26 protein-coding genes are annotated in these 26,970 nt (G+C 70.1%); 14 read left to right on the forward strand and 12 right to left on the reverse strand.

Annotated features, from left to right (window positions below; genetic code table 11):
• The first annotated feature begins 36 nt into the window (after positions 1–36).
• Positions 37–1,065 (forward strand): threonine aldolase family protein, encoded by a 1,029-nt coding sequence (locus F0U63_RS10240; RefSeq protein WP_395845708.1) that lies wholly within the window; start codon positions 37–39, stop codon positions 1,063–1,065.
• A 29-nt stretch (positions 1,066–1,094) separates the two neighbouring features.
• Positions 1,095–2,114 carry a M23 family metallopeptidase gene (locus F0U63_RS10245; RefSeq protein ID WP_395845709.1) on the forward strand — a complete coding sequence of 340 codons (1,020 nt, stop codon included), beginning with the start codon at positions 1,095–1,097 and terminating at the stop codon, positions 2,112–2,114.
• 40 nt (positions 2,115–2,154) lie between these two features.
• Here the strand turns inward: F0U63_RS10245 and F0U63_RS10250 are convergent, their stop codons facing one another.
• Positions 2,155–2,424, reverse strand: a complete 270-nt coding sequence (locus F0U63_RS10250) for an HU family DNA-binding protein (protein ID WP_043430183.1) — start codon at positions 2,422–2,424, stop codon at positions 2,155–2,157.
• 328 nt (positions 2,425–2,752) lie between these two features.
• Between F0U63_RS10250 and F0U63_RS10255 the strand changes: the two genes are divergently transcribed.
• The gene (locus F0U63_RS10255) at positions 2,753–4,183 is read left to right on the forward strand and encodes a hypothetical protein (protein WP_395845710.1); all 1,431 of its coding nucleotides are present in this window, start codon (positions 2,753–2,755) and stop codon (positions 4,181–4,183) included.
• Here the strand turns inward: F0U63_RS10255 and F0U63_RS10260 are convergent.
• Entirely contained in the window at positions 4,175–5,308 is a 1,134-nt protein-coding gene (locus tag F0U63_RS10260) for an alpha/beta fold hydrolase (protein ID WP_395845711.1), read from the reverse strand. The genes F0U63_RS10255 and F0U63_RS10260 overlap by 9 nt on opposite strands.
• 106 nt (positions 5,309–5,414) lie before the next feature.
• On the opposite strand from F0U63_RS10260, the gene pssA reads away from it, so the two are divergent.
• Genes pssA through F0U63_RS10280 form a run of 4 tightly spaced genes read left to right on the forward strand, consistent with a single transcriptional unit; the run spans position 5,415 to position 9,680 of the window.
• The gene (gene pssA, locus F0U63_RS10265; protein ID WP_395845712.1) at positions 5,415–6,257 is read left to right on the forward strand and encodes a CDP-diacylglycerol--serine O-phosphatidyltransferase; all 843 of its coding nucleotides are present in this window, start codon (positions 5,415–5,417) and stop codon (positions 6,255–6,257) included.
• 36 nt (positions 6,258–6,293) lie between these two features.
• Positions 6,294–7,559: a CinA family nicotinamide mononucleotide deamidase-related protein gene (locus tag F0U63_RS10270; RefSeq protein ID WP_395845713.1), complete on the forward strand. Its 1,266-nt coding sequence runs from the start codon at positions 6,294–6,296 to the stop codon at positions 7,557–7,559.
• Complete coding sequence (locus tag F0U63_RS10275) at positions 7,556–9,103, forward strand: hypothetical protein (RefSeq protein ID WP_395845714.1); 1,548 nt, start codon at positions 7,556–7,558, stop codon at positions 9,101–9,103. The genes F0U63_RS10270 and F0U63_RS10275 overlap by 4 nt, the downstream gene beginning before the upstream one ends.
• 55 nt (positions 9,104–9,158) lie before the next feature.
• Positions 9,159–9,680: a DUF1285 domain-containing protein gene (locus tag F0U63_RS10280; RefSeq protein WP_395845715.1), complete on the forward strand. Its 522-nt coding sequence runs from the start codon at positions 9,159–9,161 to the stop codon at positions 9,678–9,680.
• Here F0U63_RS10280 and recA read toward each other — a convergent pair.
• Both recA and F0U63_RS10290 read right to left on the reverse strand, forming a co-directional pair.
• Positions 9,677–10,723 carry a recombinase RecA gene (recA, locus tag F0U63_RS10285; RefSeq protein WP_395845716.1) on the reverse strand — a complete coding sequence of 349 codons (1,047 nt, stop codon included), beginning with the start codon at positions 10,721–10,723 and terminating at the stop codon, positions 9,677–9,679. The genes F0U63_RS10280 and recA overlap by 4 nt on opposite strands.
• Before the next feature lie 166 nt (positions 10,724–10,889).
• Positions 10,890–12,503: a YifB family Mg chelatase-like AAA ATPase gene (locus F0U63_RS10290; RefSeq protein ID WP_395845717.1), complete on the reverse strand. Its 1,614-nt coding sequence runs from the start codon at positions 12,501–12,503 to the stop codon at positions 10,890–10,892.
• A gap of 193 nt (positions 12,504–12,696) precedes the next feature.
• Here F0U63_RS10290 and F0U63_RS10295 point away from each other — a divergent pair, with 193 nt between their 5' ends.
• Positions 12,697–13,356 carry a hypothetical protein gene (locus tag F0U63_RS10295; protein WP_395845718.1) on the forward strand — a complete coding sequence of 220 codons (660 nt, stop codon included), beginning with the start codon at positions 12,697–12,699 and terminating at the stop codon, positions 13,354–13,356.
• On the opposite strand, the gene F0U63_RS10300 is transcribed toward F0U63_RS10295, so the two are convergent.
• From F0U63_RS10300 to F0U63_RS10320, 5 genes are all read right to left on the reverse strand, one after another.
• A complete protein-coding gene (locus F0U63_RS10300) occupies positions 13,257–13,880 on the reverse strand; it encodes a DUF2378 family protein (RefSeq protein WP_395845719.1) in 624 nt (207 codons plus the stop codon). The genes F0U63_RS10295 and F0U63_RS10300 overlap by 100 nt on opposite strands.
• 55 nt (positions 13,881–13,935) lie before the next feature.
• Positions 13,936–14,436, reverse strand: a complete 501-nt coding sequence (locus tag F0U63_RS10305) for an ExbD/TolR family protein (RefSeq protein ID WP_395845720.1) — start codon at positions 14,434–14,436, stop codon at positions 13,936–13,938.
• 2 nt (positions 14,437–14,438) lie between these two features.
• On the reverse strand, positions 14,439–14,864 hold the full coding sequence (locus tag F0U63_RS10310; RefSeq protein ID WP_395845721.1) for an ExbD/TolR family protein: 426 nt from the start codon (positions 14,862–14,864) through the stop codon (positions 14,439–14,441).
• A 102-nt stretch (positions 14,865–14,966) separates the two neighbouring features.
• Complete coding sequence (locus tag F0U63_RS10315) at positions 14,967–15,644, reverse strand: MotA/TolQ/ExbB proton channel family protein (RefSeq protein ID WP_395845722.1); 678 nt, start codon at positions 15,642–15,644, stop codon at positions 14,967–14,969.
• A 70-nt stretch (positions 15,645–15,714) separates the two neighbouring features.
• Positions 15,715–16,470, reverse strand: a complete 756-nt coding sequence (locus F0U63_RS10320; protein ID WP_395845723.1) for an energy transducer TonB — start codon at positions 16,468–16,470, stop codon at positions 15,715–15,717.
• 243 nt (positions 16,471–16,713) lie between these two features.
• Between F0U63_RS10320 and F0U63_RS10325 the strand changes: the two genes are divergently transcribed.
• The 4 genes from F0U63_RS10325 to F0U63_RS10340 all read left to right on the forward strand — a co-directional run bounded on the left by F0U63_RS10325 (position 16,714) and on the right by F0U63_RS10340 (position 23,495).
• Entirely contained in the window at positions 16,714–19,905 is a 3,192-nt protein-coding gene (locus F0U63_RS10325) for a TonB-dependent receptor domain-containing protein (protein ID WP_395845724.1), read from the forward strand.
• Between the two features lie 27 nt (positions 19,906–19,932).
• On the forward strand, positions 19,933–20,805 hold the full coding sequence (locus tag F0U63_RS10330) for a hypothetical protein (RefSeq protein ID WP_395845725.1): 873 nt from the start codon (positions 19,933–19,935) through the stop codon (positions 20,803–20,805).
• 140 nt (positions 20,806–20,945) lie between these two features.
• Positions 20,946–22,481, forward strand: coding sequence for a radical SAM protein (locus F0U63_RS10335; RefSeq protein ID WP_395845726.1), 1,536 nt, complete (start codon positions 20,946–20,948; stop codon positions 22,479–22,481).
• 93 nt (positions 22,482–22,574) lie between these two features.
• Positions 22,575–23,495 (forward strand): hypothetical protein, encoded by a 921-nt coding sequence (locus tag F0U63_RS10340; RefSeq protein ID WP_395845727.1) that lies wholly within the window; start codon positions 22,575–22,577, stop codon positions 23,493–23,495.
• Positions 23,496–23,547: 52 nt separating this feature from the next.
• Here the strand turns inward: F0U63_RS10340 and F0U63_RS10345 are convergent, their stop codons facing one another.
• Together F0U63_RS10345 and F0U63_RS10350 are read right to left on the reverse strand one after the other, a co-directional pair.
• On the reverse strand, positions 23,548–24,147 hold the full coding sequence (locus F0U63_RS10345; RefSeq protein ID WP_395845728.1) for a hypothetical protein: 600 nt from the start codon (positions 24,145–24,147) through the stop codon (positions 23,548–23,550).
• On the reverse strand, positions 24,147–24,695 hold the full coding sequence (locus F0U63_RS10350; RefSeq protein WP_395845729.1) for a DUF4920 domain-containing protein: 549 nt from the start codon (positions 24,693–24,695) through the stop codon (positions 24,147–24,149). The genes F0U63_RS10345 and F0U63_RS10350 overlap by 1 nt, the downstream gene beginning before the upstream one ends.
• 36 nt (positions 24,696–24,731) lie before the next feature.
• Here F0U63_RS10350 and F0U63_RS10355 point away from each other — a divergent pair, with 36 nt between their 5' ends.
• Positions 24,732–25,193 carry a DUF2752 domain-containing protein gene (locus tag F0U63_RS10355; protein ID WP_395845730.1) on the forward strand — a complete coding sequence of 154 codons (462 nt, stop codon included), beginning with the start codon at positions 24,732–24,734 and terminating at the stop codon, positions 25,191–25,193.
• Between the two features lie 9 nt (positions 25,194–25,202).
• On the forward strand, positions 25,203–25,784 hold the full coding sequence (gene plsY, locus F0U63_RS10360; protein ID WP_395845731.1) for a glycerol-3-phosphate 1-O-acyltransferase PlsY: 582 nt from the start codon (positions 25,203–25,205) through the stop codon (positions 25,782–25,784).
• On the opposite strand, the gene F0U63_RS10365 is transcribed toward plsY, so the two are convergent.
• Entirely contained in the window at positions 25,701–26,960 is a 1,260-nt protein-coding gene (locus tag F0U63_RS10365; protein WP_395845732.1) for a class I SAM-dependent RNA methyltransferase, read from the reverse strand. The genes plsY and F0U63_RS10365 overlap by 84 nt on opposite strands.
• Positions 26,961–26,970 lie beyond the last annotated feature (10 nt).

A 26,970-nucleotide genomic window follows, 5' to 3' on the forward strand; every position in this document is an offset into this window, starting at 1 on the left:
TTCCACTACCTTTCAGGACACCCTCTCAGGACATCCATGAAGCCCATCGACTTCCGCTCCGATACCGTGACGAAGCCCACCGCCGCCATGCGCCGTGCCATGGCCGAGGCCGACGTGGGGGATGACATCTACGGCGAGGACCCCACGGTGCGCCGGCTGGAGGAGCGCATCGCCGAGGTGCTGGGACTGCCCGCCGCGCTCTACGTGCCCTCGGGGACCCAGGCCAATCAGATCGCCATGGGGCTGCACTGCCGCCAGGGCGACGAGGTGCTCGCCGAGGCCAACAGCCACATCTTCCACTACGAGAGCGGCGCGCTGTCGGGGCTGTGGGGCGTCCAGCCGGCGCCGCTGGCCGGTTCCGATGGGCTCGTGACCGCCGAGCAGGTGACGGCGGCGGTGCGCACGGACTTCGTCGGTCCGCGCTCGCGGTTGTTGTCGCTGGAGAACACGCACAACCGCAGTGGGGGCCGGGTGTGGCCGCTCGCGCTCTTCCGCAGCGTGGTGGAGGCGGGGCGCAAGGCGGGGCTGGCGGTGCACCTGGATGGCGCGCGCCTCTTCAACGCCGCGGTGGCCACGGGCATGCCGGCCTCGGCCTGGGCCTCGCTCACCGACACCACGGCGGTGTGCTTCTCCAAGGGCCTGGGCGCGCCGGTGGGCTCGGCCATCCTGGGCTCGCGGGAGTTCATCGACGAGGCGCGGCGGCTGCGCAAGCGCCTGGGCGGGGCCATGCGCCAGGTGGGCATCCTCGCCGCCGGAGCGCTGTACGGGCTGGAGCACCACGTGGAGCGGCTCGCCGAGGACCATGTCCACGCGCGCCGGCTCGCGGCGGGGCTGGCGGAGCTGCCGGGGGTGAAGGTGACGCCGGCCCAGGTGGAGACGAACATGGTGGTCGCCGAGTTCCCCCTCCCCGTGCGCGAGATGCTCGGCAAGCTGGCGGCCCATGGCGTGCTCGCCGGCTCCACGGGCACGGGGCCTCACGCGGTGCGCCTGGTGACCCACCTGGATGTGTCGTCGGCGGACGTCGACGAGGGCCTCGCGCGCATCCGCCGGGCGCTGGCTGGCTGATTTCCACGGCGTTGGTAGACTGACGCCCCTTGCGTCGTCTGGCCCCTTTGCTGCTGCTCGTCGCATCGGCGTGCGCCCATCCGGGCGCGCGCGCGAAGATGAGCTTCGATGAGCTGTACTCGGATCCCGCGCCCTATCCCTCGGGCCCGGACCCGGGAGCTGTGTCTCCTCGCCAGGACATGGGCACCCGCGGTGGGGCCACCGCCTCGAGGCAGGCGCCCGAGTCCCCCGAGCTGCGGGCCGCGCTGGCCACCTTCGTCGAGCAGGCGCGCGCCGCGCGCACCCAGGTGTCGCAGGGCAGCGCCATGCCGGACGCCCAGGTCATCAACTGGCGGAGGATGAACGGCTTCCTGGACGAGTTCCTGCGCCGCCCCGCGCGCAAGACGTCCTCGTTGGACGTGGTGCGCACCCGGACATCGCTGGAGGCCGAGCTGGAACTGGACGCGCGCGCCTACGGGGACATCCCCGCGGAGCTGGCCGACGCGGTGCTCGCCCGGATGGACGCGCTCGCGCTGCGCATGGCCGAGCTGCGCCGCCCGTCCACCCGCGCCGCGCCGAAGCGGCTCTCGCTGAGCTGGCCGGTGGAGCCCGTCGTCGTCACCAGCGTCTTCGGCAGCCGGCTGCACCCCATCCTCGGCACGGAGCGCGACCACCAGGGGGTGGATCTCGCGGCCAAGGCGGGCCAGCTCGTGACCGCCGCGGCCCAGGGCGTGGTGCTGCGCGCCGGGTGGAATGGCGGGCACGGCAACCAGGTCATCGTCCAGCACGACGGCAACGTCACCACCCGCTACAGCCACCTGTCGCGGCTGCTGGTGGTGCCCGGGGACGTGGTGGACGAGGGCGACGTGCTGGGCGCGGCGGGCAGGACGGGCATGGCCACCGGGGTGCACGTGCACTTCGAGCTGTGGCGTGACGGCGAGCCGAGCGATCCGCTCGACGTGATGGGCCCCACCGAGTCGGGGGAGCTGCCCTCCTTCGTCATCCACGAGTCGCTGCCGGACTCCCGGAAACGACAGGGGCGCCGTCCTCTCGGACGACGCCCTCTCTGAGGCCGGAGCGCGCTCGCGGGCCCCTCAAACGACAACGAGGCTACAACGAGTTCTTCAGTTCCTTGGCGGGCCGGAAGCCCACCGTCTTCGAGGCCTTGAGCTTCATCATCTCGTTGGTCTGCGGGTTGCGGATCTTCCGCGCCTTGCGAGAACGAACCGACCAGGTGCCGAAGCCCGGGTAGCTGAAGCGCTGGTCCTTCTTCACCGCCTTGCCGATGTTGGCGAAGACGATGTCGAGAATCTCCGCCGCCGACTTCTTCGTCAGCCGCGACTGCGCCGCCACCACCTCCACGAGCTCTGCCTTGGTCATCCGCTCCTCCACCCACGTTGTTCTGCGAAAGCCCGAGGTTGGTAACAAATCGCTCTTTTGTCTGTCAACGCTGACAGGCGTTGCGCGCCGGAAGATCGGCCCCACACCGAGGCGGTGAGGAAGATGTGAGGAATTTGACGGGCCTCGCTCCTCCTCTAGAAGAGCGAGGGGTTGACGCGGTGGGTGCGGCCTCCCGGCGTGGGAATTCCAGGCGGAGCCGGGTGGATGTGATCGATTGAGAGGGTTTTCCTTTGTCATTTCGATCACTTGCGCGGCTTGTCTGATCCAACGGGCGAAGAAGGCTGGCAGGCCGTAGTCTGGGCAACCCATGTCCCGCCTTCCCTGGATGATCGCCTGCCTGGTGTTCTCGGCCTGTCACTCCCACGTCGGCCGGACTCCCCCGGCCCCCCCGGCTGCCCGGGTGGAGGTGTGGGTGGATGGCACCTGGCCGGTGGGCGGCGATGGTTCCCGGAGCCGGCCATTCCAGGCGCTGGGACCGGTGCTCGCACGGGAGGCGGGCGCCCCGCTCCGCGTGCACCTGGCACCGGGACGCTACCCGGGCCCCCTCGTGCTGCCGGCCGGGTGGGAGCTGGTGGGCGAGGGGGAGGGGACCATGGTGTACGGGGAGGGGGCGGAGACGGTGGTGCGGGCTCCCGATGGGGCGGGGCTGCGCGGGGTGGTGATCGAGGGGGGCGGGTGGGGCCTGGAGGCGGGGGGCGCGGTGCGGGTGGACGCCGTGCGCTTCACGGGTCAGGGGTCGGGGGCTCTGTGGATGAGGGCAGGTGAGCTGACGGTGGATGGGGGGCGGTTCGAGGCGGGGGGCCCGGAGGCGGTGGGCCTGCGGGTGGAGGGCGCGGGCGCGCGGCTCCACGAGGCTTCGTTCGGCGGCGCCTTCCGCCGGGCGGTGGAGATCCGGGACGCGCGGGTGGAACTGGAGTCGGTGCGCGTGGGCGGGGCTCGCACGGCGCTGCACCAGGCGCGGGGCGAGGCGCGGCTCGTACGCGTGACGGTGGAGCACGGCCCCGACGTGGGGCTCTTCGTGCAGCACGGCACGCTGCGGCTCGAGGACGTCACCGTCACCGGCCACGAGTATGGCCTGCAGACCCGGGAGGCCACGCTGGAGACGCGCGGCTTCACCTCGGTGCGCGCGGTGCGCGCGGGCGTGGCGTTGCTCGGCACCACGGGGGTGATGGAGGACACGCGGGTGGTGGGCAGTGGCGACTTCGGAGCGGTGTCGTTGCTGGGCTCGGACACGCTGCTGCGCGGCCTCCACGTGGAGGCCGCGGAGGCCTACGGCATCTCTGCCACGCGCGGGCGGCTGCGGCTGGAGCGGGCCCTCATCACCGGGCTGACATCGCGCGAGGGGGATGCCGGCGACGGACTGCACCTGCGTGACGTGGAGGTGGAGGCGCGTGGGCTCGTCGTGCGCGACGTGGCGGGCGCGGGGGTGCTGGCGGCCCAGGGGGCCCGGGTGGTGCTGCGCGAGACCTCGTTGACGTCGTGCCGGACCGCGGGGGTGTGGGGCGAGACGCTGGCCCGGGTGACGGCCGGGGGCCTCGAGGTGCGGGGCTCCGGTGGACCCGCGCTCGTGGCCCTGGAGAACGGGGTGCTGCGCGTGGAGGAACTCTCGGCCGGGGACAACGCCGGGGGACTCGTGGCGGCCGACTGCGCGGGCGAGACCCGGGTCACCCTGGGCCGCGTGAAGGGCCAGGACACCGTGGGGCCGGGGGCTCCGTGCGTGACGGGACCGTCACGCTGAGCGGACGGAGCCGTCCTTGGCCTCCTCCGGCACGCTCAGGTGCGTGGCGTGGGAGATGAGCCAGGCGCGCGTCTCGTAGTGGACCTCGTGGGCCACGCCCGTGCCGAAGAGCAGGTCGCCGTGCCCGTAGTCCATCTTGTCGCCGCGCTCGGCGCCGAAGATGTAGAGCTGCTTGTCGGCGCAGCCGAGCAACTCGTACTGGGCGCGCAGGTTCTTCGGAGGGGCCAGCCGATCCTGGCTTCCGCCCATCACCAGTACCGGCAGCGTCAGCTTCGCCAGCCCCGCGCGCCAGTCCACGCTCCCGTCGAACGAGCGGAACGCGTCATGGTCGATCCAATCCTGGAACTGGCGCAGCACGTTGCGGCTCATCGACGCCATCATGTTGGCGTACACCTTGCGCTGGATGGCCGGGGGGATGTGCTTGGGGTTGATGATGAGGTCCGACAGGGGGAGGGTGAGGTAGCCGAGGAAGGGCGCCATCGTGCGGCTCAGCCACTCGTTGCGCAGGCCCCGCGGCCACGCGGCCCGGTTGCCCAGGTGGATGAGCCGGCGGATGAGCTTGTCGGGGGGGAAGAACACCGGGGAGCCGAGCGCGAGCAGGCCCGCCAGCTTGCCGGCGTGGGAGCCCTGTGCCACCGCGTAGCCCACCAGGCCCCCCAGCGAGTGGCCCACCCAGAAGGCCCGCCGGGCGCCCGTGCGGGCGAGCGCCAGGTCGATGAGCGCCGGTCCATCCTGGGCGACGAGGTCATCCACGGTGGCATCCGGCCAGCGCTTTCCCGGAGGCGGGCGCCGCGAGCCCCCGATGCCCCGCCACTCCACGATGAAGCAGTCGAAACCCTCCTCCGCGAGGACGTGGGAGAGCGAGTAGGGGGGCTCGAAATCGAAGGTGTAGCGGTTGGCGGCCAGCCCATGGCACAGCAGGACGGGCTCCTCGAAGCGCCGGGTGGGAGCGCGCCGCAGGTACACGCTCAGCTCCCAGCCGTCCTGGCACCGGATTTTGAGCAACTCGGGCGGGGGGACACGCGGGCGGTACCACCAGCGCACGAGCAGTATCCAGAGGACATTGAGCGCCCCCAGGACGAGTACGCCTGCCACCACCCATGGGACCCACCGCGCCACGTCCATTGTTCCTCCATTCGAGTCCGGGCAAATAAAACCTTGCTATGGTCCGTTCTCGCTCGGCTTTCACCACAACGGCCAGTGGCCGACACCCGGAGGCGGGAAAGAACAGATGAGTCCTCGCAAGTTGATGTTCGTCCTGCCGAATCTGTTCACGGTCACCTCCATCCTCTGTGGCTTCTACGCCCTGACCCTGTGCGCGGGCGATGCGGCTCCGGCCCAGCTGAACCAGGCGGCCCTGGCCATCCTCTTCGCCATGTTCTTCGATGGGTGCGATGGCCGGGTGGCCCGCCTCACGCGGACCCAGAGCGACTTCGGCATGCAGCTCGACAGCCTCGCGGATGTCGTCTCCTTCGGCGCCGCCCCGGGCCTGCTCGTCTACAAGTGGGCCCTGGAGCCCCTGGGCTTCGTGGGCCTGCTGCTCGCCTTCAGCTTCACCGCCTGCGGCGCCCTGCGGCTCGCGCGCTTCAACGTCCTCGCCATGCGCAGCCCCCAGGGCGGTGGCGGCAACTTCTTCGTCGGCCTGCCCATCCCGCTCGCCGCCAGCGTGCTCGTCTCGATGATCATCGCCCACTACGCCGCAACCGGCGGCGAGCCCCTCGATGACTCGGCCCGGGGGCCCGTGGTGGCGGGCACGCTCATGCTGTCGCTGCTGATGGTGTCCACTGTCCGCTACCGGACCTTCAAGGACCTGCGCCTGTCGCCCCGCTCCGCCCTGGTGCTCGCCCTGGTGCTCGCCAGCGGCGTCGTCATCGGCACGCGCTTCCACCCGGCCTACGTGCTGGTGGCCTACTCCTTCGCCTACCTCGGCTTTGGCCTGCTCGAGTCGGCCTTCCTCGTGCGCCACCGGCTCGTCGCCCGCAAGGCGGGACGCGGCGCGGCCCCGGCCATGGTGCTCCTGGACGAGGCGGAGGAAGACGAGGACGACGAGGACGACGGGCAGCGGATGGCGTAGTCGCTCCGCGCGCGGGGCGGCTAGGATGCCCGGCCCATGCGCGTCGAGCTGCTGTGCACCGGGGACGAACTCGTCACCGGACTGACGACCGACACCAACAGTCCCTACCTGGAGGCGCGGCTCTTCGAGCTGGGCGTCAAGGTGGGCCGGGTGGTGCTGGTGGGCGATGTTCGGGAGGACATCACCCGGGGACTCCAGGAGGCCGCGTCCCGGGCGGACGTGGTCATCGTCTCCGGAGGGTTGGGACCCACGGCGGATGACTTCACCGCCGAGTGCGCCGCGGCGGCCGCGGGCGTGCCCCTCGTCGAGGACGCGGGCACCCTGCGCTTCCTGCGCGAGCGCGCCGAGAAGCGGGGCCGGGAGCTGACCCCCAACGTGGCGCGCATGGCGCTCGTGCCCCAGGGCGCGGAGGTGGTGCCGAACCCCGTGGGCGCCGCGCCGCTGTTCATCGTGCGGCTGGGCGGCTGCCGCCTCTTCTTCCTGCCCGGGGTGCCGCGCGAGTACCGGGCGCTGGTGGACGGCGTGGTGGTGCCGCGCGTGCGCGAGGAGCTGGAGCGGCGGCCCGGGCGCACCTGGCGCGCCTTCCGCCTGTTGCGCACGGTGGGCCTGCCCGAGTCGGTGCTCGACGCGCGCGTGGCGCCGCTGGCCCGGGCGCACCCGCGCGTGGTGTTCGGCTTTCGCACCCATGCACCGGAGAACCAGCTCAAGCTGATGGCGGAAGCGCCCTCCGAGGCCGAGGCACAGGCCGCCCTGGCCGAGGCCGAGGCGGCGTCTCGCGCGGAGCTGGGCCGCTCGGTGTACGGGGCGGATGCGGACACCTACCCCGGCGTGGTGGCGAGGCTCCTGACGCAGGCGCGCGCCACGCTGGCGGTCGCCGAGAGCTGCACCGGGGGCCTCATCGCCTCGCAGCTCACCGCGGTGCCCGGCGCGAGCGGCTTCCTCATGGGCAGCGCGGTCGTCTACACCGAGCGGATGAAGACGGCCTGGGCGGGAGTGCCCCCCGACATGCTGGAGCGTCACGGGGCCGTGTCGCGTCCGGTGGCGGTGGCCCTGGCCGAGGGCATCCGTGCCTCGTGTCAGACGACTTACGGCCTGTCGGTGACGGGGTTCGCGGGGCCCACCGGGGGCACGCCCGAGGATCCGGTGGGCACCGTCTACTGCGCGCTCGCGGTGGACGGCGGGCCCACGCGCTGCGAGCGCTTCTCGCTCTCCGGGGATCGCGAACTCATCCGCCTCTTCGCCGCCTCCCACGCGCTCGAGCTGCTGCGCGAGCACCTGCTGACTGCGCCCTCCTCGCCATGAGCCGCTCCAAGTCCAAACGCTCCAAGCCTTCCACCACGCCTCCCAAGGACCCGTCCCGAGCGCCGGCTCCCTCCGCGCCGCCTCCCGCCGAGCCTCCCGCGCGCGGTGCCTCCCCGGGCGAGGCTCCCGCCCGGAGTGCCTCTTCGCCCGAGCCTTCGCTCCGGAGTGGGGCTCCGCCGGAGCGGCCTTCCCGGCCCGTGGTGCCGGTGCCCGTGGGGGAGCAGGGGAGCGGGGTGGTGGGGGCGGCGGTGCGCACGTGGCTCGCGGCGTACCGGGTGGAGGTGGTGCTCTTCCTGGTGAGCTTCGCGGTGCTGGCCAGCTTCAGCTCGCAGCGCTTCCTGCGCCAGAGCGAGGCGCCCCACTTCGTGTACCAGGCGAAGGCGTGGCTGGAGGGCCGGTTGGATCTGGATCCCGAGGTTCTGCCCAACCTGGAGGACTGGGCGTGCGTGCGCGAGGTGGCGGGCGCGAAGGTGCGGTGCGAGGGCGCGCCGCGGCCGGGGGATCGCTGGTACGTGAGCTTCCCGTCGTTTCCCGCGGTGGTGATGCTGCCCTTCGTGGCGATCAACGGCTATCAGTTCAACGACACCTCGTTCGGCGTCTTCACGGGGGCGTTGGCGGTGGCGCTCTTCTACGCGCTCTTGCGCTTCCTCACGAAGGAGGGCGAGACACCGCGCACGTGGGTGCCCAACGCGGTGCTGGCGCTGACGCTGGGCTTCGGCACGCTCTTCTTCTACGCGGCCATTCGCGGCGAGGTGTGGTTCAGCGCGGAGGTGATGGGCGTGGCCTTCACGTGCCTCTACGCGCGCAACGCCATCCGGGCGCACCGGCCGCTGCTCGCCGGGCTCTTCTTCTCCATGGCGACGCTCACGCGCACGCCACTGCTCTTCACCGGGCTGTTCTTCGTGCTGGAGGCGGTGTGCCCGGGCCCGGACCGGCTCTCCCAGCTCAAGGACCTGGGGACGAGGTGGAAGCCCGTGGCGGACAAGCTGGGCCGCTTCGTGCTGGGGGCCGCGCCGCTCGGAATGCTGGCGGCGGCCTACAACTTCCACCGCTTCGGCAGCCTGACCGAGTTCGGCCACCGCTTCCTCTACAACAACCGGGTGAACGTGGACATCGATCGCCTGGGCCTGTTCAACCCGGCCTACCTGCCGCGCAACCTGGAGGCGGCCTTCCTCAAGCTGCCGGGCTTCTCGGGCTCCCCGCCGCGTCTCACGTACGATCCCCACGGGCTGACGCTGCTGCTCACGCTGCCGCTGCTCGTCTTCCTGCTGATGCCCAAGAGGACGCCGCGCCTGCACTGGCCGGTGTGGCTCACCGTGGCCGTCACCGCGCTGCCCGGGCTGTTCTACCAGAACACCGGCTACATGCAGTTCGGCTTCCGCTTCAGCATCGACTACACGCCCTACCTCCTGCTGCTCTTCGCACTGGGAGGCTGGCCCCTGCGCCACCGGGCCGTGGTGGCCGCGCTGGTGCTCGGAGGACTGGTGAACTTCTGGGGCGCGGTGGCCTTCCGGGGCTACACCGAGCTTGTCCGGAACTGGTAGGGCCGGCCCTCCTCCGGGCTTGACCGGCCGCCACCGCGCGAGCACATCTCATGGGGTGAGCGACACTCCTCCGACCCCACCTCCCGCCTCCGGGCCTCCCTCGGGCAAGCGCTGGCACACCCGCGAGGACAGCGGCATCCGCCTGGATGCCCGGCTGCGCTGGTGGCACGACGACGAGCCCATCCAGCACCCGCGCATCATCGAACTCTTCAACAGCTCCCTGCACCTGGACGACACGGGCCGCTACCAGCTCCAGATTGGCAACGACTGGTGCTACGTCCAGGTGGAGGACGCGGCCTACGAGGTGCGCACCGTGGACGTCACCCCGGACGAGCGCGTCTCCGTGCGCCTGAGCGATCGCACCGCCGAGGCCCTGGAGCCCTCGAGCCTCGGGGTGGGCGCCGAGGGCGTGTTGGAGTGCCAGGTGAAGGGCGGCCGGGCCCGGGCGCGCTTCTCCCGGGATGCCCAGTACCAGTTGGGCGAGCTGATGGAGCACGACGCCCAGGGCCGGCTCTTCCTGCGCGCGGGCCAGCGTCTGCTCGCGCTGCCCGCGTCGCTCGTGTTGCCCGACGTCTAGGCCTGCGCCGTGGGGGCCTCCGCCTCGGCGCTCGCGGTGGAGGGCGCCGCCGTGGGGAGCATCCCCGCCAGCTCCCGGGCGAGCGACTCCAACGCGTCCGGGTGCTCGCGCAGCCACTCGGTGGCCCGGTCGCGGCCCTGGCCGATGCGCTCGCCCCGCAGGCTGAAGTGACTGCCCGCCTTGTCCACCAGCCCCGTCTGCACCCCCAGGTCCAGCACCTCTCCCGCGCGGTGGATGCCCAGGCCGTAGAGCACGTCGAACTCCGCTTCCTGGAAGGGCGGGGCGACCTTGTTCTTCACCACCTTCACCTTCGCCCGCGTCCCCACCACGCTCTCTCCGTCCTTGAGGTTGCCCGTGCGGCGGATCTCCAGGCGCACCGACGAGTAGAACTTCAGCGCGTTGCCTCCCGTGGTCGTCTCCGGGTTGCCGAACACCACGCCGATCTTCATGCGGATCTGATTGATGAAGATGATGCAGCAGCCCGAGCGGCTCACCGCGCCGGTGAGCTTGCGCAGTGCCTGGCTCATCAGCCGCGCCTGCACGCCCATGTGCGCATCCCCCATCTCCCCCTCGATCTCCGCGCGCGGCACCAGCGCCGCCACCGAGTCCACGACGATGAGATCCACCGCGCCCGAGCGCACGAGCTGCTCGGTGATCTCCAGCGCCTGCTCGCCGGTGTCCGGCTGGGAGATGAGCAGCTCCTCCACGCGCACGCCCAGCTTGCGCGCGTAGTTGACGTCCAGCGCGTGCTCCGCGTCGATGAAGGCCGCCACGCCGCCCTGCGCCTGCACCTGGGCGATGGCGTGCAGCGTGAGCGTCGTCTTGCCCGAGGACTCGTTACCGAACAGCTCCACCACGCGTCCGCGCGGGTAGCCTCCCACCCCGAGTGCCCGATCCAACCCCACCGAGCCCGAGGGAATCACCGCCACCTTCTGCTCGCGCGCCTCGCCCCCCAGCGGCATCACCGCCCCCTTGCCGAACTGCTTCTCGATCGCCGCCACCGCCGCCGCCACCGCCTTCAACTTCTCCGTCAGCTTGTTCATCCGTCGCTCCTCGCCGCCCGTCACCGGGGGCCCCGCCGCGCTCCGGAAGGGAGCTCGGGGGACGAGAGGCTCTTGAGCAAGCGGTGTGCCGTGCGCGGTCACCCGGGAGCATCTGACCTCGGGCGTCTCGTCCCGTCCGAGGCGTCCCATGCGGTGGAGGGGAGGGTCAGGAGTCCTCGGGCCGGGGCCAGGGGCCGGGGAACTCCTGGTGGGACGGGGGTCCTCCCTGGAGGTTGGTGTGCAACCAGCCGCGGCGATCCATCTGCCGGCAGTCGATGGCCAGGTGCATGTCCATGTCCTCGATGCGCTCGTGTCCCTCGAGGTCCGCCCGGGAGCGCGCCAGCTTGAGGATGCGATCATGGGCGCGCGCGGACAGGCCGAACTGGCGCACGGCCCGCTCGAGCATCCGCTCGGCCCGGGGGGCGGGTTTGCAGTAGCGGTGCAGCAGCCGCGCTGGCATCTGGGCGTTGCAATGCACGCCGGGCTCCTCGCGGAAGCGGGCCCGCTGGCGCTCGCGCGCGGCCTCCACGCGCTCGCGGTAGTAGGTGCTCGGGGGCTCTTCATCCTCGGGCCGGGCGATGTGGCGGTACTCCACGGGGCGTGTCTGCAGGGTGATGTCGATCCGATCGAGCAGCGGCCCGCTCACCCGCGAGTGGTAGTCATGCACCCGGTACTCCGGGCACGTGCAGGTGCGGCCGGGGACGTTGAAGTAGCCGCACGGGCAGGGGTTCATCGCCGCCACCAGCATCACCCGGCAGGGGTAGGTGACATGCTGGGTGGCGCGCGCCAGGTGGATGGAGCCTTCCTCCAGGGGCTGGCGCAGCACCTCCAGCACGTTCTTGCGGAACTCGGGCAGCTCGTCGAGGAAGAGCACGCCGTGGTGCGCGAGGGACAGCTCGCCGGGCCGGGTGGCGGGGCCTCCGCCCACGAGGCCCGCGTCGGAGATGGTGTGGTGGGGGGCGCGAAAGGGCCGCTCGCGCATGAGCGAGGGCGTGTCCCCCAGCAGCCCGAGCACGGAGTAGATCTTCGTCACCTCCAGCGCCTCGTCGAACCCCATGGTGGGGAGGATGCCGGGCAGCCGCCGCGCGAGCATCGTCTTGCCCGAGCCGGGTGGCCCGCAGAACAGCACGTTGTGGCCTCCGGCGGCGGCGAGCTCCAGCGCCGTCTTCAGATCGGCCTGCCCGCGCACCTCCGACATGTCCAGGGGAGCCGGGCGCGGACGTCCGCGCGGGGGCGGGAGGTGCTCGCGGGTGAAGGGCGCGAGGGGCTTGTCGCCGATCAGGTGGTCCACGGCCTCGCGCAGGTGGCGGATGGCCACCACGCGCAGCCCCTGCACGAGCGAGGCCTCGGCCGCGTTCGCCTCGGGCACCATCACGCCCTGATAGCCCCCATCCCGGGCCGCCACCGCCAGCGGCAACACCCCCTTGATGGGCTTCACCCCTCCATCCAGCGACAGCTCTCCGCCGAAGAGGTAGTGCGACAGGGGCTCCTCGGGCATGAGCTTCGCCGCCGCGAGCACCCCCAACGCGATGGGCAGTTCGAACGCGGCGCCTTCCTTGCGGATGTCCGCGGGCGCCAGGTTCACCGTGATGCGCTTGGAGGGCAGCTCGAAGCCGCAGTTCTTCAGCGCGGAGACGACCCGCACCTTGGACTCGCGCACCGCGCCCTCCGGCAGCCCCACGACACTGAAGTACGGCAGCCCCAGGGCCATATCCACCTCACACTCCACCACCACCGCGTCGATTCCCATCAACGCGCCCGACCGCACCCGCGCCAGCATGTCCCGTCCTCGTCAAGAGTCCCGGGGGGCGGGGAGCAAGGTGCGTACCGGCGCGGACCCCGGGCCGGGCCCACCTTCCCACGTGTCCTCGCGATGGGACGGCGTGTCCAGGCAGGGCGGATCGCGGAAGTCCAGGAGTTTCGCTCCTGGGGAATCTTACGAACGGGTGGGAGTTCAGCTAACCTCGGGCCCCATGGAACACACCGCCCCGGCCCCACACTCGGACTCCGCGTCTCAATCTCTTCACATCCGCCGCGCCGATCTCAAGCGCAACGCGCGGATGAAGTTCACGTTCGGCCTCTTCCGCTTCTGTCTCTACGGAATGGTGGGCCTGTCCTCGGAGATCTTCTTCTACAACCTGGTGCGCGTCGCGCAGCACATCCCGGTGCTGGAGATGCTCTTCCGCTTCCAGTGGCGGGTGGATGATCGCCTGGGGCTCAACGCCATCTGGCAGACGCCCGTGTCGACGGCCTACGGCCAGTGCTCGCTGTGGATGTTCCTCATCTACGGCGTGGCCTGCTTCTTCTTCATCGAGGCCATCTACCAGCGCACCTTCCGCCACCCCACGCTCCTGCGCGCGGTGCTCTACGGCTTCACCATCCTCTTCTTCGAGGGCTTCAGTGGCGTGGCCCTGGAGAACCTGACGGGCTATCGCATCTGGTACTACGCGGACGCGGGGGCCATCCTCTGGCAGATGACGTCGCTCTACATCCTGCCCATCTGGATGGTGACGGGGCTCATCGCCGAGTGGATCTACAGGGAGTTGATGGATCCGGACTTGGTGGCGGCCTTGGAGTCACCATTGCCGGCCACGCCCGAGGAGACCGAGGCGTCGCTCCAGTTGATGCAGTAGGTGCAGGCGTGGCCGTCGTAGCCGGTCAGCTCGATGCGCAGGTTCTCCACGCCGGCGGTGCGCAGGCCCGCGTGGATGATGCCCGCGGTGAACGAGGGCAGGGAGCCGACCTCGTTCATCCACAGCTCGAACTTGCGTGGCCCCAGCTCCTTGAGACGTGACTCGGTGTAGTTGTTGCCCGAGCGGAAGTGCTGGGTGGCGCGCATGAGGGCGCGCCGCGGCCCCAGCACGCGCAGGAGCGACAGCACCGCGCGGCCGAGCATCGTCTCGCGATAGCCGTCCATATAGGCCTCGCCGAGCTTGAAGGCGCTCTCCTCCAGCGGAAGCTGGGGATAGAGCTCCTCCGCCACGATGCGCAGGAACGTCATCCAGGAGGCGAAGGCGTACGCCGGGCGGAGCTTCTGCTCGACGTCCAGCCCCGCCTGACGCAGGCGCTCCCGGCAGGCGGGGGACAGGCGCCCGTGGAGGGCGCGCACGAAAACCGCCTCGATGGTCTGCTCGAAAACCAGGAGCTCGTCGGCCATGAAAATCTCAGACTCTAGCCGACGAGCCCGGGCGTGGGAACCGCGTCAAGGTGACTCAGGGAGTAGGGGGCGCGGGAGGAGCGGGGGGCACCTCGCCGGGGGTTCCGGTCGCGCCGGCGGCGGCGGCGGGGATGTCCTCGGTGGCCATGCCGAGCACGAAGGCGCCGGCCTGCTTGGCGCCGTCGAAGGCGGCCACGAGCTTGCCGTAGTTGGCCTTGTCATCCGCCACGAAGAAGACGATGCGGTCCTCCTTCTTCTTGGCGCCGAGCATGCGCTTGAGCTTGGTGACGTAGTCGGCCTCGGTCACGGGCTCGGTGTTGATGGTGTAGGCACCCGAGGGGTCCAGCTTGACGATGAGCTGGGTGTCGGGCGTGTCGTCCGGAGGCGGGGGGACTTCCTCGGTCTCCGGGATGCGCACCTCGATGTCCTTCTCGAGCAGCGGCGTGAGCACCATGAAGATGATGAGCAGCACCAGCACCACGTCCACCAGGGGCGTGACGTTGATTTCCGAGTTGGGGGGGGTGCTGGGCTTGACGAACTGGCGGCGGGCGGACATGGCTAGTTCTTCTGCTCCTCGACGCCGAGAAAGATCTTCTTGGCCTTGGCCTTGCGCGTGATCTCCATCACCTGGCGGATGTCACCCACGGTCAGGGTGTTGTCGCCCTTGAGGAGGATCTTCTTGTTGGGCAGGTAGGCGAGGGTGTCCCGGAGCTTGGACTCCAGCGCCGCCGCGTCGTACTCGTCCTGTTCCACGAACGTCTTCTTGTCCGCGGTGACGGAGAGGATGATGGGGTCGGGATCCTCGCCACTCTTCTTCTCCTCCTCGACCTTGCTGGCCTTGGGGAGGGTGACGGACTTGCCACGCTGGAGCATGGGCGTGACGACCATGAAGATGATGAGCAGCACCAGCACCACGTCCACCAGGGGCGTGACGTTGATCTCGCTCTTGGGCCCCCCTTGAGGGCCTCCTGCTGACATACCCATGCGTGCACCTGCTGCTTGGAAGAGGGAAAGCCCCGGCCCGGGGGAGCTCCGGACCCGGACAGCCCCGCCGAGGAGGCGGGCCGGGGACTTTCGTGGGGGGTCTTAGCCCTGAGCGGTGTGCGAGCCACCGAAGTGGCGCGCCACCACGTCGAGGAACTCGTTGGAGGACTCGGAGATGTCCACCGAGCGCGAGTCCACCCAACCGGACAGGAAGTTGTAGGCGATCACCGCGGGGATGGCCACGAGCAGACCGAAGGCGGTGGTGATGAGCGCCTCGGAGATACCGGCGGAGATGGTGCCCAGACCGCCCGCGCCCGCGGTGGCCATCTGCTGGAAGGCGTTCACGATACCCATCGTGGTGCCGAGCAGACCGACGAACGGGGCCGTGGAGCCCACGGTGGCCAGCACGCCCAGGCCGCGCTTGAGGCTCTGCACCTCACGCTGCGCCTGGCGCTCGAGCGCGCGCGCCACCGACTCCACCGCCACGTCCTTGTTGGAGGGGCTGATGCGGTAGGCGGTCAGACCGGAGTTGATCACGCGACCCAGGTGACCCACGTCCTTGCCGAGGTTGGCGCCCGCGGCCTGGGCCAGATCGCCCTTGGCGAGGATGGCGCCCATCTTCGCCGCGAAATCGCGCGAGTCCTTGCGCGTCTTGCGGTAGACGATGATGCGCTCGGCCATCACGACCAGGGACGAGACGGACATGAAGGCGAGGGTGAAGATGATGAAGCGGGCGAAGAGGCCCGTGGACTGCCAGATGTGGGTAAGGGAGAAATCCATGGTGGGGGGAAGCGCTCCTCCTCGAGCGCAGTTGGATACGGCGTGATGACTGGGGAGTGGCGGCGCTGGCTCAGCGCGGCATGCTCAGGCGGATGTTGAAGGTGTAGTCGACCTGGACGGGCCGGCCCTGGAACGTCACCGGCTTGTAGCGCTGGGCATACAGCGAGTCCAAAACGGCCTGCTCCATGTGCGGCAGCGGCTTGATGATGCGGCAGCGCTCGACCTTGCCCTCGGTGGTGATGACGCACTTGACGATCATGAGGCCCTGGACATGGGCCTCGAGGGCCTCGCGGGTGTACTGCGGCTGAGGACCTGACAGCTTCTCGGGGCGGGTCATTCCCGCGCCGAAGGGCAATACGTCCGTGCCGGTGCCTCCCACCTGGCCCCCGAGCACGCCACCGACCACACCGCCAATCACTCCGCCGACGACGCCTCCCGCCACACCGCCTTCAACTCCACCCTCGACCTCTTCCTCGGTCGCCTCTTCCTCCTCGGCGGCCGGCTCCGGCTCCACCTCGGGTGGCTTCTCCTGGGGGATTTCCTTGGGCTGGACGATGGTGTCCGGCTTCTTCACCGTGGGCTTCTTGGTGGGGGTCTTCTTCGAAGCCGGAGGAGGGGGAGGAGGCGGCGGTGGCGCCGCGGCCACCGGAGGGGCCATGGCCTGCTTGAACGTCACCTCGACTTCCTTCTCTTCCTCTTTCGGCGGCCGCATCGACAACCATGCGATGCCACCCACCAGAGCGACGTGCAGCACCACCGAGACGACGGCACCCACTCCGAATCGGGACTTGGGCCCTTGCCCTCGGTCAAGGACAGAGTCGAACATGCGGTAACGCTCCTGAACTCGGGTGGACACCCACCACATCCCGCCCGGATCGCAAAAGGCGCGCTACCATACAAAAATCGCGGACGGGTGCAAGTGACCCCACCTGGGGAAAGACCACCTGTGTGATCGGGCAATGCCCCAGGCATCAGCAAAAATCAACGTCGTGTTGACAACAAGGTCACCTCAGATATTTTGCCCGACGCTTTTTGCTGCACCGTAGCCCACCTTGGAGGGGTTCCCAGCATGCAAGTCAGACGGATGCTCCGGGCGACTGGAGCGGTCGTAGTTGCGGGCTTGTCGTACGGCACCGCGGCCTACGCCGACAGCGTCATCATCGGAAGTGTTGTCAACGCTGACAACAAGAAGCCCGTAGCGGACGTCGTGGTCACGGCCACCTCTCCCAATCTTCAAGGTGAGCAGGTTGTCGTAACGGACGCGCAGGGCCAGTACCGTATTCCCCAGCTTCCTCCCGGTGTCTACACGCTGCGCTTCGACAAGGAGTCGTTCCGGCCCTTCTCGCGCGCGGAAGTGCAGCTGCGTCTGGATCGCACCATCCGGGTGAACGTGGAGCTGCTGCCCGAGGGCTTCACCGAGGAGATCGTCCTCACGGGCACGCCGCCCACCATCGACGTCGGCTCGACGAGCACGGGCGTCAACGTCGATCAGGACTTCATCAAGCGCATCGCGGTGAACCGTCCGGGTGGCAAGGGCGGCGGCGCGCGCTCCTTCGAGAGCCTGGCCGAGCTGGCCCCGGGCGCGCAGAGCGACTCGTACGGCGTGTCCATCAACGGCACCACCTCGCCCGAGAACGGCTACGTGGTGGACGGCCTGTCGACGAACGATCCCGCCTTCGGCGTCAACGCGAGCCCCCTGAGCGTGGAGTTCGTGCAGGACGTCAACATCATCACCGGCGGTTACATGCCGGAGTACGGCCGCTCCACGGGCGGTGTGATCAACGCGGTGACGAAGTCGGGCTCCAACGAGTTCCACGGCTCCATCTACGGCACCGTCACCCCGGGCTTCGCCGAGGGTCCGCGCACCCCGGTGCGCCAGGCCGCCTCGGTCGTCGCCGGCCAGAACGCGCTGAACTTCCTGGGTGACGTGGGCGCCACCCTGGGCGGTCCCATCCTCAAGGACAAGCTCTGGTTCTTCGCTGGCGTGGCCCCGTCCTACACCAGCTACACCCACACCCGCACCCTCAACCGCATCCTGATCGAGCGGGACGCCAACGGCAATCCGGTGGTGGACGCCGAGGGCAACACGGTCACGCAGAAGGATCAGTTCGGCTTCGAGAAGACCGAGTTCATTCCGAACTCGTCGAGCCAGTACGGCGTCCGGGCCCAGTCGGTGCAGTACCTCGGCAAGCTGACCTACCTGCTCAACCAGGACCACAACATCTCCGTGTCGATCGCCGGCACGCCGAGTTCGTCCGGTGGCCGCGGCGTGTTCGCGATCGATCCGCAGTCGGGCGGGCTGCCGGAGCGCTACAACGGCAAGCCGGGCAGCGCGGCGTTCGCCAACGTCCAGGAGCTGACGAGCGCCACCTCGGCGGCCCTCAAGTACGCGGGTGCCTTCAACGACAAGAACATCCTGGTGGATGCCAACCTCGGTTGGTTCCACCAGACGTCCGCCACCCTGCCGGTGGATGGTTCGCGGCCGGGTGACACGACGGGGGCCGCGGGCCTCGCGCTGGTGTGGTACCGCCAGCCCCGCTCCATCGCCTTCTACGAGCCGGAGATCCCGAACATCGCGGCGCTGTGCGATGACGGGAAGGGTGGAACGGTCGCCTGCCCGGCCAGCAACTCGTCCAGCAACTACTACTCGGGCGGTCCTGGCCTCATCAAGGACGCCCTGCTGGACCGCGTGCAGGGCAACGCCAAGGTCACCTACCTGCTCAAGGCCCTGGGCAGCCACGTGTTCAAGGCGGGCGTCGACATCGAGCGCCTCAACTACAACAACGTCCGTGCCTACACGGGTGGCGTGTACCTGCGCGAGGGAACGAGCAGCACCCTGTGGCAGGACTACCGCCGCTACGGCTTCCTGTCGGGTCCGGATGCCTCGACGAACCAGCTCACCCAGACGGCCAACTCCGCCAGCACCACCGCGGGTGGTTTCATCCAGGACAGCTGGACGATCGCCAACCGCGTGACGCTCAACGTGGGCGTGCGCTACGACTCCCAGTGGCTGTATGGCAACGGCGGCCAGGATCTGGCCTTCGTGCTCGGCAACCAGATCTCCCCGCGCCTGGGTGTGATCGTCGACCCGATGGCCAACGGCCGCATGAAGGTGTACGCCAACTTCGCGCGCTACTACGAGCAGGTGCCCATCAACCTGCTCGACCGTGGCTTCCCCACCGAGCAGCGCTACGTCGCCTACCGCAACCCCGGGACGGGCAGTGGGTGCGATGCGACCAACATCGACACGCCCGAGGGCCAGCGCGCGTGCCTCGCCGGTAGCAACCTGGCGCAGATCAACTCGTACAGCGATCTGAACCCCAGCTTCAGCTACCTGGGCGGCAAGGCCGACGCGACGCCGGTGGACCCCAACATCCAGCCCCAGTCCTCGGACGAGCTGCTCTTCGGCGCCGAGTACGAACTGCTGGCCAACACCCGCCTGGGCGCCACCTATACCCACCGCAGCATGAACTCGGTCATCGAGGACATGAGCCGCGATGGTGGCAACACGTACTTCCTCGGCAACCCGGGCTCCGGCTTCACCAAGGGGGAGTTCCCGAAGGCCACGCGTGACTACGACGCGGTGTCGGTGTTCCTCACCCGCAACTTCACGGATGGCTGGCTGGCGCAGGCGAGCTACACGTGGTCGCGTCTGTACGGCAACTACGCCGGTCTGTTCCGTCCGGAGAATGATCAGCTCGATCCGAACACCAACTCGGACTTCGACCTGGTCGAGCTGTTGGACAACCGCACGGGCCTGCTGCCCTACGACCGCACCCACTCCGTCAAGCTCTTCGGCGCCAAGGAGTTCAACTTCACCAACAACCTGACGGGCAGCCTCGGTCTGTCGTACCGCGGCAACTCGGGCACGCCCATCAGCTACCTCGGCGGTCACCCCACCTACGGTACGAGCGAGGCGTTCATCCTCCCCCGTGGCACCGCGGGCCGCACGCCCTGGGTTCACAACATCGATGGCAACATCGGCGTGAACTACCGCGTGACCCGGACCAACGTGCTGTCGCTCAGCCTGGACGTGTTCAACATCTTCAACTTCCAGCAGTACACGCAGGTGGATCAGATCTACGCCAACGAGGACGTGCTGCCCATCAAGGACGGCATCGAGGGCGAGCTGACCCCGGACAAGGTGACGACGGTCGCGGGCACCCCGCTGCCGGCGGACAAGGTGAACAAGAACTTCAAGCAGGCGACCGTCTACCAGGCTCCGCGGCAGATCCGCCTGGGTCTCAAGTACACCTTCTGAGAACGCTACCCGATGGGATCACGAGACATGAGCAAGCGTATTTCTACCGCGGTAGCCATCCTGGGCCTGGCCGGTATGTTCTCCGGATGCAACCTCGAGCAGCCGTCCGCCGGCTGCCAGGTGCAGGACGCCACGGATGCGTACTGGCAGGCGGGGTACTTCCTGAAGAACTCCGCGGATGCCACCAAGTCGTGCGGCGGCCTCAAGGGTGAGCCGATCGGCGTCTTCAAGTACATCGATCCCTGCCCGGACAAGAACGCCGAGTGCCCGACGCAGGGTCAGGCGGTTCAGCCCACGCGCCTGGCGATCCGCCCGGAGGGTGCGGCGTCCCTCGTGTCCTTCACCGACAAGGACGACGAGGAAAAGCTCCGGGTCGCGGACCCCAAGGCGGCCACCAGCCTGTCGGCCACCCTGGCTGACGAGCCGAACGAGCAGGGCCTGTGTGGCGCGGAGGGCTTCAGCCCGATCAGGGTCGATGCGCGGGCGGTCACCGTCGCCGAGGACAACGTGGAGGAAGCTCTCGACGCGGAGTCGGTGTCCTACGCGTATGAGGACGTGAAGGTCTACTCGGCGCCCTCGGCTCCGGGCACGCAGTTGAGCGCGACGGTCCGCTACTCGACGGGCACCAGTGGCGAGTCGTGCGAGTACCAGATGCTCGCCCTGTGGCCCCAGGTGCCGTGCAGCGTGGATGCCTTCAAGAACCAGACGCCCGAGAACGCGGCTTCTCGTTGCGCCGAGGGCTCGGGCCTCAACCCGGACTTCGACGCGGTGTGCATCGCCGACATCGGCCCGCCGCTCGTGAAGCGGGACAAGGACGGCAACGTCATCTCCGTCACGCCCCGTGGCGGCTGCGTGCCCAACCCGGAAAAGGGCGTTCCCGCCTTCAAGGTGAAGAAGTAACCGGCTCCTTGCTGGCGCCTGGCTCGTTGCTCGCCGGGTGGAAGTGAATCGCGGCCCTGGTCGTCCCTCCCCATGGGAGTGGCGTGCCAGGGCCGCGGTGTTATGGAGATCCGTGGTCCCACGGTTGCCCAGGAAGGTGCATGGAGCGTCGGTACTCACTCGTTGAACGCGCCCAGGCCCTGCTCGCCGACGAGCAGGGGACGCTCTACAAGGACGCCCCCTACCGGGTCGCGCTCTGCTACCCGAGCCCCTACCACGTGGGCATGAGCTCGCTCGGCTACCAGGCCATCTACGGCGAGGTGCATGCCCACGCCGGGGTGACGGCCGAGCGCGCCTTCCTGCCCGACGACGTGGAGGAGTACCGGCGCACCCGCACGCCGCTCTTCACGCTGGAGACCCAGTCCCCCGTCTCCGAGTTCCCCCTGCTGGCCTTCTCGGTGGCGTACGAGCTGGAGCTCACGGGGCTCTTCTCCATGCTGGAACTGGCCCGCATCCCCCTGCTCAAGGAGGAGCGCACCGAGCGCCATCCGCTCATCGTCGCGGGCGGCCCGCTCACCTTCTCCAATCCGGATCCGCTCGAGCCCTTCGTGGACGTGCTCGTGCAGGGCGAGGCGGAGGATCTCATCCACGTGCTCCTGGACGCTGCGGTGTCCATGGACAAGGACGCGCTGCTCACCCACCTGGCCGGCATCCCCGGCTTCCGGGTGCCGGGACGCGGCGGGGCGCGCTACCACGTCGCCAAGAGCACCGATGCGCGGCTGCCGGCGCGCTCGGCCATCATCACCCCCCACACCGAGCTGCGCTCGATGTTCCTCATCGAGCCGGAGCGGGGGTGCTCGCGCGGGTGCCACTACTGCGTCATGCGGCGCACCACCAACGGTGGCATGCGCACCGTGCCGCCCGAGCGCGTGCTGTCGCTCATCCCCGAGCACGCCCGGCGCGTGGGCCTGGTGGGCGCGGCGGTGACGGATCACCCCCGCATCGTCGAGCTCTTGCGCACCCTGGTGGACGCCGGACGCGAGGTGGGCGTCTCCTCGCTGCGCGCGGACCGGCTCACCCAGGAGCTGGTGGATCAGCTGCGGCGCGGTGGCGCCACCAACCTCACCGTGGCCGCGGATGGCGCCTCGCAGCGCATGCGCGACCTGGTGGACCGCAAGCACTCCGAGGAGCAGATCATCCGCGCGGCGAACTTCGCCAGGACGGCCGGCATGCGCCAGCTCAAGGTGTACAACGTCGTGGGCCTGCCCCTGGAGGAGGACGCGGACGTGGACGAGCTGGCCCGCTTCACCACGGAGCTCTCGCGCATCATGCCGGTGGCCCTGGGCGTGGCCCCCTTCGTGGCCAAGCGCAACACGCCCCTGGATGGCGCGCCCTTCGCCGGCATCCGCGAGGTGGAGTCCCGACTGGAGCGGCTGCGGCGCGGCCTCAAGGGCCGGGCGGAAGTGCGGCCCACCTCGGCCCGGTGGGCCTGGGTGGAGTACATGCTCGCCCAGTGTGGCCCCGAGGCGGGCCTGGCCGCCATGGACGCGTGGAAGGCCGGAGGCAGCTTCGCGGCCTTCAAGCGCGCCTTCCAGGAGCGTGGCTGCCGGCCCTATCTGGCCCGCCGCGTGGAGGATGGCCGGCGCAAGTCCACCACCTGGCCCGTCGTGGACGGGGTGGCTCCGACCGCCGCTTGACGGTTGGCGCGTGCCGCCCTTGCCCCCCGCCGCCCGCTGTCTGTTAGAAGGCCGGACGCGCCGCTCCCAGGCGCCAGGAGGCTTGCAGCCGCAGTGAGCACGGATCGGGTGGACAAGGCGTGGCAGCGCAAGGGACTGAAGGATTACTCGACGGAGGCCATCATCGGCACGCTCGGGCACTACGGTGTCCAGGTGCAGGAGGCGGACTTCCGCCAGCTGGCCGAGAAGCAATACCCCTCGGGCATCGCCCAGGGGTGGTTGGCGTCGTGGAAGGGCACGGGCCAGTTCGCCCCCTTCCCGTTCGCCGCCGCGGGTGAGTTGTGGCGGCGCTGGTTGTCCGACCGGCTCGCCCCCTACGAGCTCTCCGAGAGCCTCGCCCAGCTCATGGGCGCGCTCGGGGCGCTGCTCCAGGGAGGGGCCCAGGCCGCCGCGGCTTCCGCCTTCGAGCGCATGAACGCGGTGCGCCAGCGCGTGCCCCTCAACGACAAGGGCGAGCCCGAGCCGGGCTTCATGCAGGAGGCCCTCCGGGTGTTCGACGAGCGCGCCGCCCGCGCGTTCGACGACCTGGCCGAGATGCTCTCCAAGGCGGGCCACACCGAGGCCGCCGACTCCTTCGCGGACCTGGAGGAGTTCCTCCTGCCGGATCGCCGGGGCGTGTCCAAGCCCATCATCCGCGCCGCCCGGGGTGAGCGCGACGCGGCGCTCGAGGACTTGCAGAAGGTGGCCGGGGATGGCGCGCGCACGCCGCTCTCGCGCGTGCTCGCCGTGGATGCCCTGCTGCACCTGGGCGCCAACGACAAGGTGGCCGCCGTGGGCCGCCCCCTCCTCGAGGAGGCCGAGCGCATCCAGGACTGGCACATGGCCCTGGACGTCACCGCCCGCCTGGAGCACGCCTACAAGCAGCTCGGTGAGAAGACCGCGCTCGCCGCGCTCGCCCAGGATCGCGCCCGCATCGAGAAGGCGCACGACGAGGCCCACCCGAACCACAAGCGTCAGCACCAGCACCAGCACTGAGCGGGTGTCTGGCCGTGCCCCCTCCCGCCCTCGCGCGCGGGAGGGGTGTCCCTCAGTAGGGCACGTCTTCCTCGGGCCGCTCGGGCACGGGGAGCGGAGCCTCGGCGAGCGCCGTGTCGGAGGCGGGCTCTTCGCGCGCGCCGCCCCGGCGGGGCAGGGGGATGTGCTTCACCCCGGGCACCGCTTCCTGCACGTCCTTCACCGGCACCACCGCGCCCACCGTCGTGTAGCGGATGGCGCCCGTCTGCGTGAAGGTGTGCCGCAGCTCGTACCCCTTCGCCCTCGGCAGGAACCACTCGCGCACCGCCTTGAGCGGCAGCACGTGCAGTTCGTTCTGCACGAGGAACACGTACACCATGAGGTCCGCGCCGCTGTAGAGGAAGCAGCCCGGCGTGTCCCGCTCCAGGTTGGACACCAGCTCGAAGAAGTAGCGCTTGCGGCGGGGCTGCCGGTCGCCCTTCACCTCGATGCCGCGCACCTCGCCCGAGGGCAGCTCCCAGAGCAGATCCACGCCCCGGTGCTGGAAGCGGGGGTCCTCCTGCACGTCATGGACGCGCGAGCCGGGCTCGGCCGATTGCAACCACGTCCGGGCGTGCTGCACGGCCCGGTCGGCCGCGCCCATCACGCCCCTCATGCTGAAGCCGCGTGCCATCAGCGGCGCAGCTCGACACCGGTGGCCACCAGCTGCACCTCGCGCGGCTTGCCGTCGGCGCCCCGGGGGACGATGGCGCCCTCGGCCTCGTAGTGGCTGGCCATCGCCTCGCTCAGCTCGGACACCTTCACCACGCCCTCCACGCGCGCCTGCGAGCCCGCCGAGTCCACCGGCACGAAGAAGCCATAGTCCTTGAACGTCACCCGCACCCCGGCGCCCTTGTCCCCGGTGGCCAGCTCCATCCAGCAGCCCTTCTTCTGGCAGGCCTTGCGCACCTGGCCCTCCACCCGCACCGTCTTGCCGTCGTGCGGCTGGGGTTTGGCCACCAGGTCGGCGAGCTTCACCGCCGGGGCGCCCTTGAGGGCCTCTCCCCGCGTCAGCGTCCAGCCGTCGTTGGGCTTCGCGTCGGCGGCGGCCTCCTTCGGGTGGGGACAGTCCTCCTGGACGGCGAGCTTCGCGGCGGGCTTCTGCCCGGCGGTCGGGTTGCCGGCCAGCGCCACGAGGGGAAGAGCGAACAGCGTCACCAGGGTCGCGCGGAAGGTCTTCATCCCTCACCGATAGCCCGAAGCCTTTGGGCGGGCAAGATGCCCACCTTCCCGAGTACACTGCTGGACGTGAAGCTCCTGCTGCCCAAGCCCAACCGCACCTTCGGGGCGAGCGACGTGCTCGGCCTGTTGGGGCTCGTCGGTCTGCTCGTCGCCCGCTACATCCCCGTGGCGAAGCTCATCCCCTTCTGGGGGTGTGCCTTCCGCGAGACGACCGGCTGGCCCTGCCTGGGCTGCGGGCTCACGCGCGTGGCGGATCGCGTCGCCCACTTCCAGTTCGCCCTCGCCTGGCAGGCCAACCCCCTGGGCACGGTGGCCGCCTTCTTCTTCGCCCTCATGGTGGTGGTGACGCTGCTCCACCTCGTCTTCGCCATGCCCGTGCCCGAGCTCCAGCTCTCCCCCCGGGAGTGGCACTGGGTGCGCATCGTCGGCGTCCTCGTCGTCCTCCTCAACTACGCCTGGGTCGTGGTGGTGACGAGGTTCCCCCACCTGCTCGCCTAGGGCCCCACCTTGCTCTCCTCCGCGCTCCTCCTGTTGGGCTACCTGGCTGGCTCCATCCCCTTCGGTGTGCTGCTCACCCGCTGGGTGCGGGGCGTGGACGTGCGCCAGAGCGGCAGCGGCAACATCGGCGCCACCAACGTCACCCGCGTGGCCGGCAAGAAGCTGGGCGCGGTGGTGCTCGTGCTGGATGCGCTCAAGGGCGCGCTCGCCGTGGGCCTCGCCCTGTGGCTCGTGCCCGGGGAGCCCCGCGTGCATGCCGCGGTGGGACTCGCGGCCTTCCTCGGCCACGTCTACCCGGTGTGGCTCAAGCTCCAGGGCGGCAAGGGCGTGGCCACCGCGCTCGGCGTGCTCGCGGTGCTCGTGCCCCTGGCGGCGCTGTCCGCGGCGTTCGTGTACGCGGGCCTCGTGGCCGCCTGGCGCGTGAGCTCCGTGGGCTCCCTGGCTGGCGGCGTCACGGCCGTCGTCGTCGCCGCCCTCACCGCCCCCTCGCTCGAGTACGCCGGGCTCTCAGCCCTGCTCTTCGTCCTCATCCTCTGGACGCACCGGGGCAACATCCACCGGCTGCTGCGGCGCTCCGAGCGGCGCTTCTGAGCGCCTCTCCGCGTCCCGCATGGGGGGCCGCGTGTAGAAGGCCGGGTAGCCGAGCAACGTGCAGGCGATGGGGCCGTTCCACAGCTCCCGGCGGGAGCTCGGGCGGACGTGGAAGGCGCTCTCGAAGGCCGGGTTTCCCGAGAGCACGAACAGCCGCCAGCCCTTCTGCGCCCGGAGACTGTCGCCCAGCTTGAAGTAGAAGCTCTTCATCCCCTTCTGCCCCCCCGAGCCCAGGCGATCTCCATAGGGCGGGTTGGTGAGCAGCAGGCCCGGAGGCTCGGGCAGGGCGGGCAGCTTCGTCGCGTCGCCCTCCTCGAGGCGGATCTCCTCCGAGAGCCGCGCCGCCTTCACGTTGCGCCGCGCCGCCTCCAGCGCCTCGGGATCCTTGTCGAAGCCGAGCAGCGGCACGGTCACCTTGCGCTCATGGCGGCGGGCATCCGCGCGCATGTCCTCGAGCAGCTCGCGCGCGCGGGCGCCCAGGTGCGGCCACTTCTCCACGGCGAAGTCCCGGGCGATGCCGGGCGCGCGCCGGCGGGCGATGAGGCCCCCCTCGATGAGGATCGTCCCCGAGCCGCACATGGGGTCCACCAAGGCCTCCTCGCCGGTGTAGCCCGCGGCGCGCAGGAGGGCCGCCGCGAGCGTCTCCTTCATGGGGGCCGCGGTGGGGCGCACGCGGTAGCCCCGGCGGTGCAGGGGCTCGCCGCACAGGTCCAACGAGAGCGACAGCTTCTCGCGCACCAGGTGGGCCACCACGCGCACGTCCGGGTTCTTCGGGTCCACGTCCGGCCGCGAGCCGCGCTTGTCGCGCATCCGGTCCACCACCGCGTCCTTCACCTTGAGCGCCACGAAGCCCGTGTGGCTGTGCTCACTGTCCTTGAGCGTGGCCTCCACCGCGAAGGTCGTCTCGGGCGTGAGGTGCTCCTCCCAGGGCACGCTGGCGACGGCGTCGTACAGGCCGTCCGCGCCCCGGGCCTCGAACTCCCCCAGCGGGTAGAGCACGCGCATGGCGATGCGCGACCAGAGGCAGACCTTGAGCGCCTCGTCGAGCGAGGCCAGGAAGCGCACGCCTCCCCGGTCCTGCCGGATGCGGCGCGCGCCGAGTTCCTTGAGTTCGTCGGCGAGGAGTTCCTCAGTGCCGCGCGCCGTGGTGGCGAAGAGAGCGAGACGTTCAGCCATGTCCCCGCCT

Origin of the sequence: Cystobacter fuscus (genome assembly GCF_044360685.1) — a bacterium.
Lineage (GTDB): Bacteria > Myxococcota > Myxococcia > Myxococcales > Myxococcaceae > Cystobacter > Cystobacter fuscus_C.

Excerpts from the sequence above, each read along its gene's own strand:
- F0U63_RS10310 (WP_395845721.1), bottom strand. The coding sequence starts at position 14,864 with ATGGGTATGTCAGCAGGAGGCCCTCAAGGGGGGCCCAAGAGCGAGATC.
- F0U63_RS10305 (WP_395845720.1), bottom strand. The coding sequence starts at position 14,436 with ATGTCCGCCCGCCGCCAGTTCGTCAAGCCCAGCACCCCCCCCAACTCG.
- F0U63_RS10240 (WP_395845708.1), top strand. The coding sequence starts at position 37 with ATGAAGCCCATCGACTTCCGCTCCGATACCGTGACGAAGCCCACCGCC.
- F0U63_RS10335 (WP_395845726.1), top strand. The coding sequence starts at position 20,946 with ATGGAGCGTCGGTACTCACTCGTTGAACGCGCCCAGGCCCTGCTCGCC.
- pssA (WP_395845712.1), top strand. The coding sequence starts at position 5,415 with ATGAGTCCTCGCAAGTTGATGTTCGTCCTGCCGAATCTGTTCACGGTC.
- F0U63_RS10345 (WP_395845728.1), bottom strand. The coding sequence starts at position 24,147 with ATGGCACGCGGCTTCAGCATGAGGGGCGTGATGGGCGCGGCCGACCGG.
- F0U63_RS10350 (WP_395845729.1), bottom strand. The coding sequence starts at position 24,695 with ATGAAGACCTTCCGCGCGACCCTGGTGACGCTGTTCGCTCTTCCCCTC.
- F0U63_RS10325 (WP_395845724.1), top strand. The coding sequence starts at position 16,714 with ATGCAAGTCAGACGGATGCTCCGGGCGACTGGAGCGGTCGTAGTTGCG.
- F0U63_RS10320 (WP_395845723.1), bottom strand. The coding sequence starts at position 16,470 with ATGTTCGACTCTGTCCTTGACCGAGGGCAAGGGCCCAAGTCCCGATTC.
- F0U63_RS10275 (WP_395845714.1), top strand. The coding sequence starts at position 7,556 with ATGAGCCGCTCCAAGTCCAAACGCTCCAAGCCTTCCACCACGCCTCCC.
- F0U63_RS10300 (WP_395845719.1), bottom strand. The coding sequence starts at position 13,880 with ATGGCCGACGAGCTCCTGGTTTTCGAGCAGACCATCGAGGCGGTTTTC.
- F0U63_RS10295 (WP_395845718.1), top strand. The coding sequence starts at position 12,697 with ATGGAACACACCGCCCCGGCCCCACACTCGGACTCCGCGTCTCAATCT.
- F0U63_RS10290 (WP_395845717.1), bottom strand. The coding sequence starts at position 12,503 with ATGCTGGCGCGGGTGCGGTCGGGCGCGTTGATGGGAATCGACGCGGTG.
- F0U63_RS10260 (WP_395845711.1), bottom strand. The coding sequence starts at position 5,308 with ATGGACGTGGCGCGGTGGGTCCCATGGGTGGTGGCAGGCGTACTCGTC.
- F0U63_RS10365 (WP_395845732.1), bottom strand. The coding sequence starts at position 26,960 with ATGGCTGAACGTCTCGCTCTCTTCGCCACCACGGCGCGCGGCACTGAG.
- F0U63_RS10315 (WP_395845722.1), bottom strand. The coding sequence starts at position 15,644 with ATGGATTTCTCCCTTACCCACATCTGGCAGTCCACGGGCCTCTTCGCC.
- F0U63_RS10330 (WP_395845725.1), top strand. The coding sequence starts at position 19,933 with ATGAGCAAGCGTATTTCTACCGCGGTAGCCATCCTGGGCCTGGCCGGT.
- recA (WP_395845716.1), bottom strand. The coding sequence starts at position 10,723 with ATGAACAAGCTGACGGAGAAGTTGAAGGCGGTGGCGGCGGCGGTGGCG.
- F0U63_RS10255 (WP_395845710.1), top strand. The coding sequence starts at position 2,753 with ATGTCCCGCCTTCCCTGGATGATCGCCTGCCTGGTGTTCTCGGCCTGT.
- F0U63_RS10270 (WP_395845713.1), top strand. The coding sequence starts at position 6,294 with ATGCGCGTCGAGCTGCTGTGCACCGGGGACGAACTCGTCACCGGACTG.
- F0U63_RS10355 (WP_395845730.1), top strand. The coding sequence starts at position 24,732 with ATGCCCACCTTCCCGAGTACACTGCTGGACGTGAAGCTCCTGCTGCCC.
- F0U63_RS10250 (WP_043430183.1), bottom strand. The coding sequence starts at position 2,424 with ATGACCAAGGCAGAGCTCGTGGAGGTGGTGGCGGCGCAGTCGCGGCTG.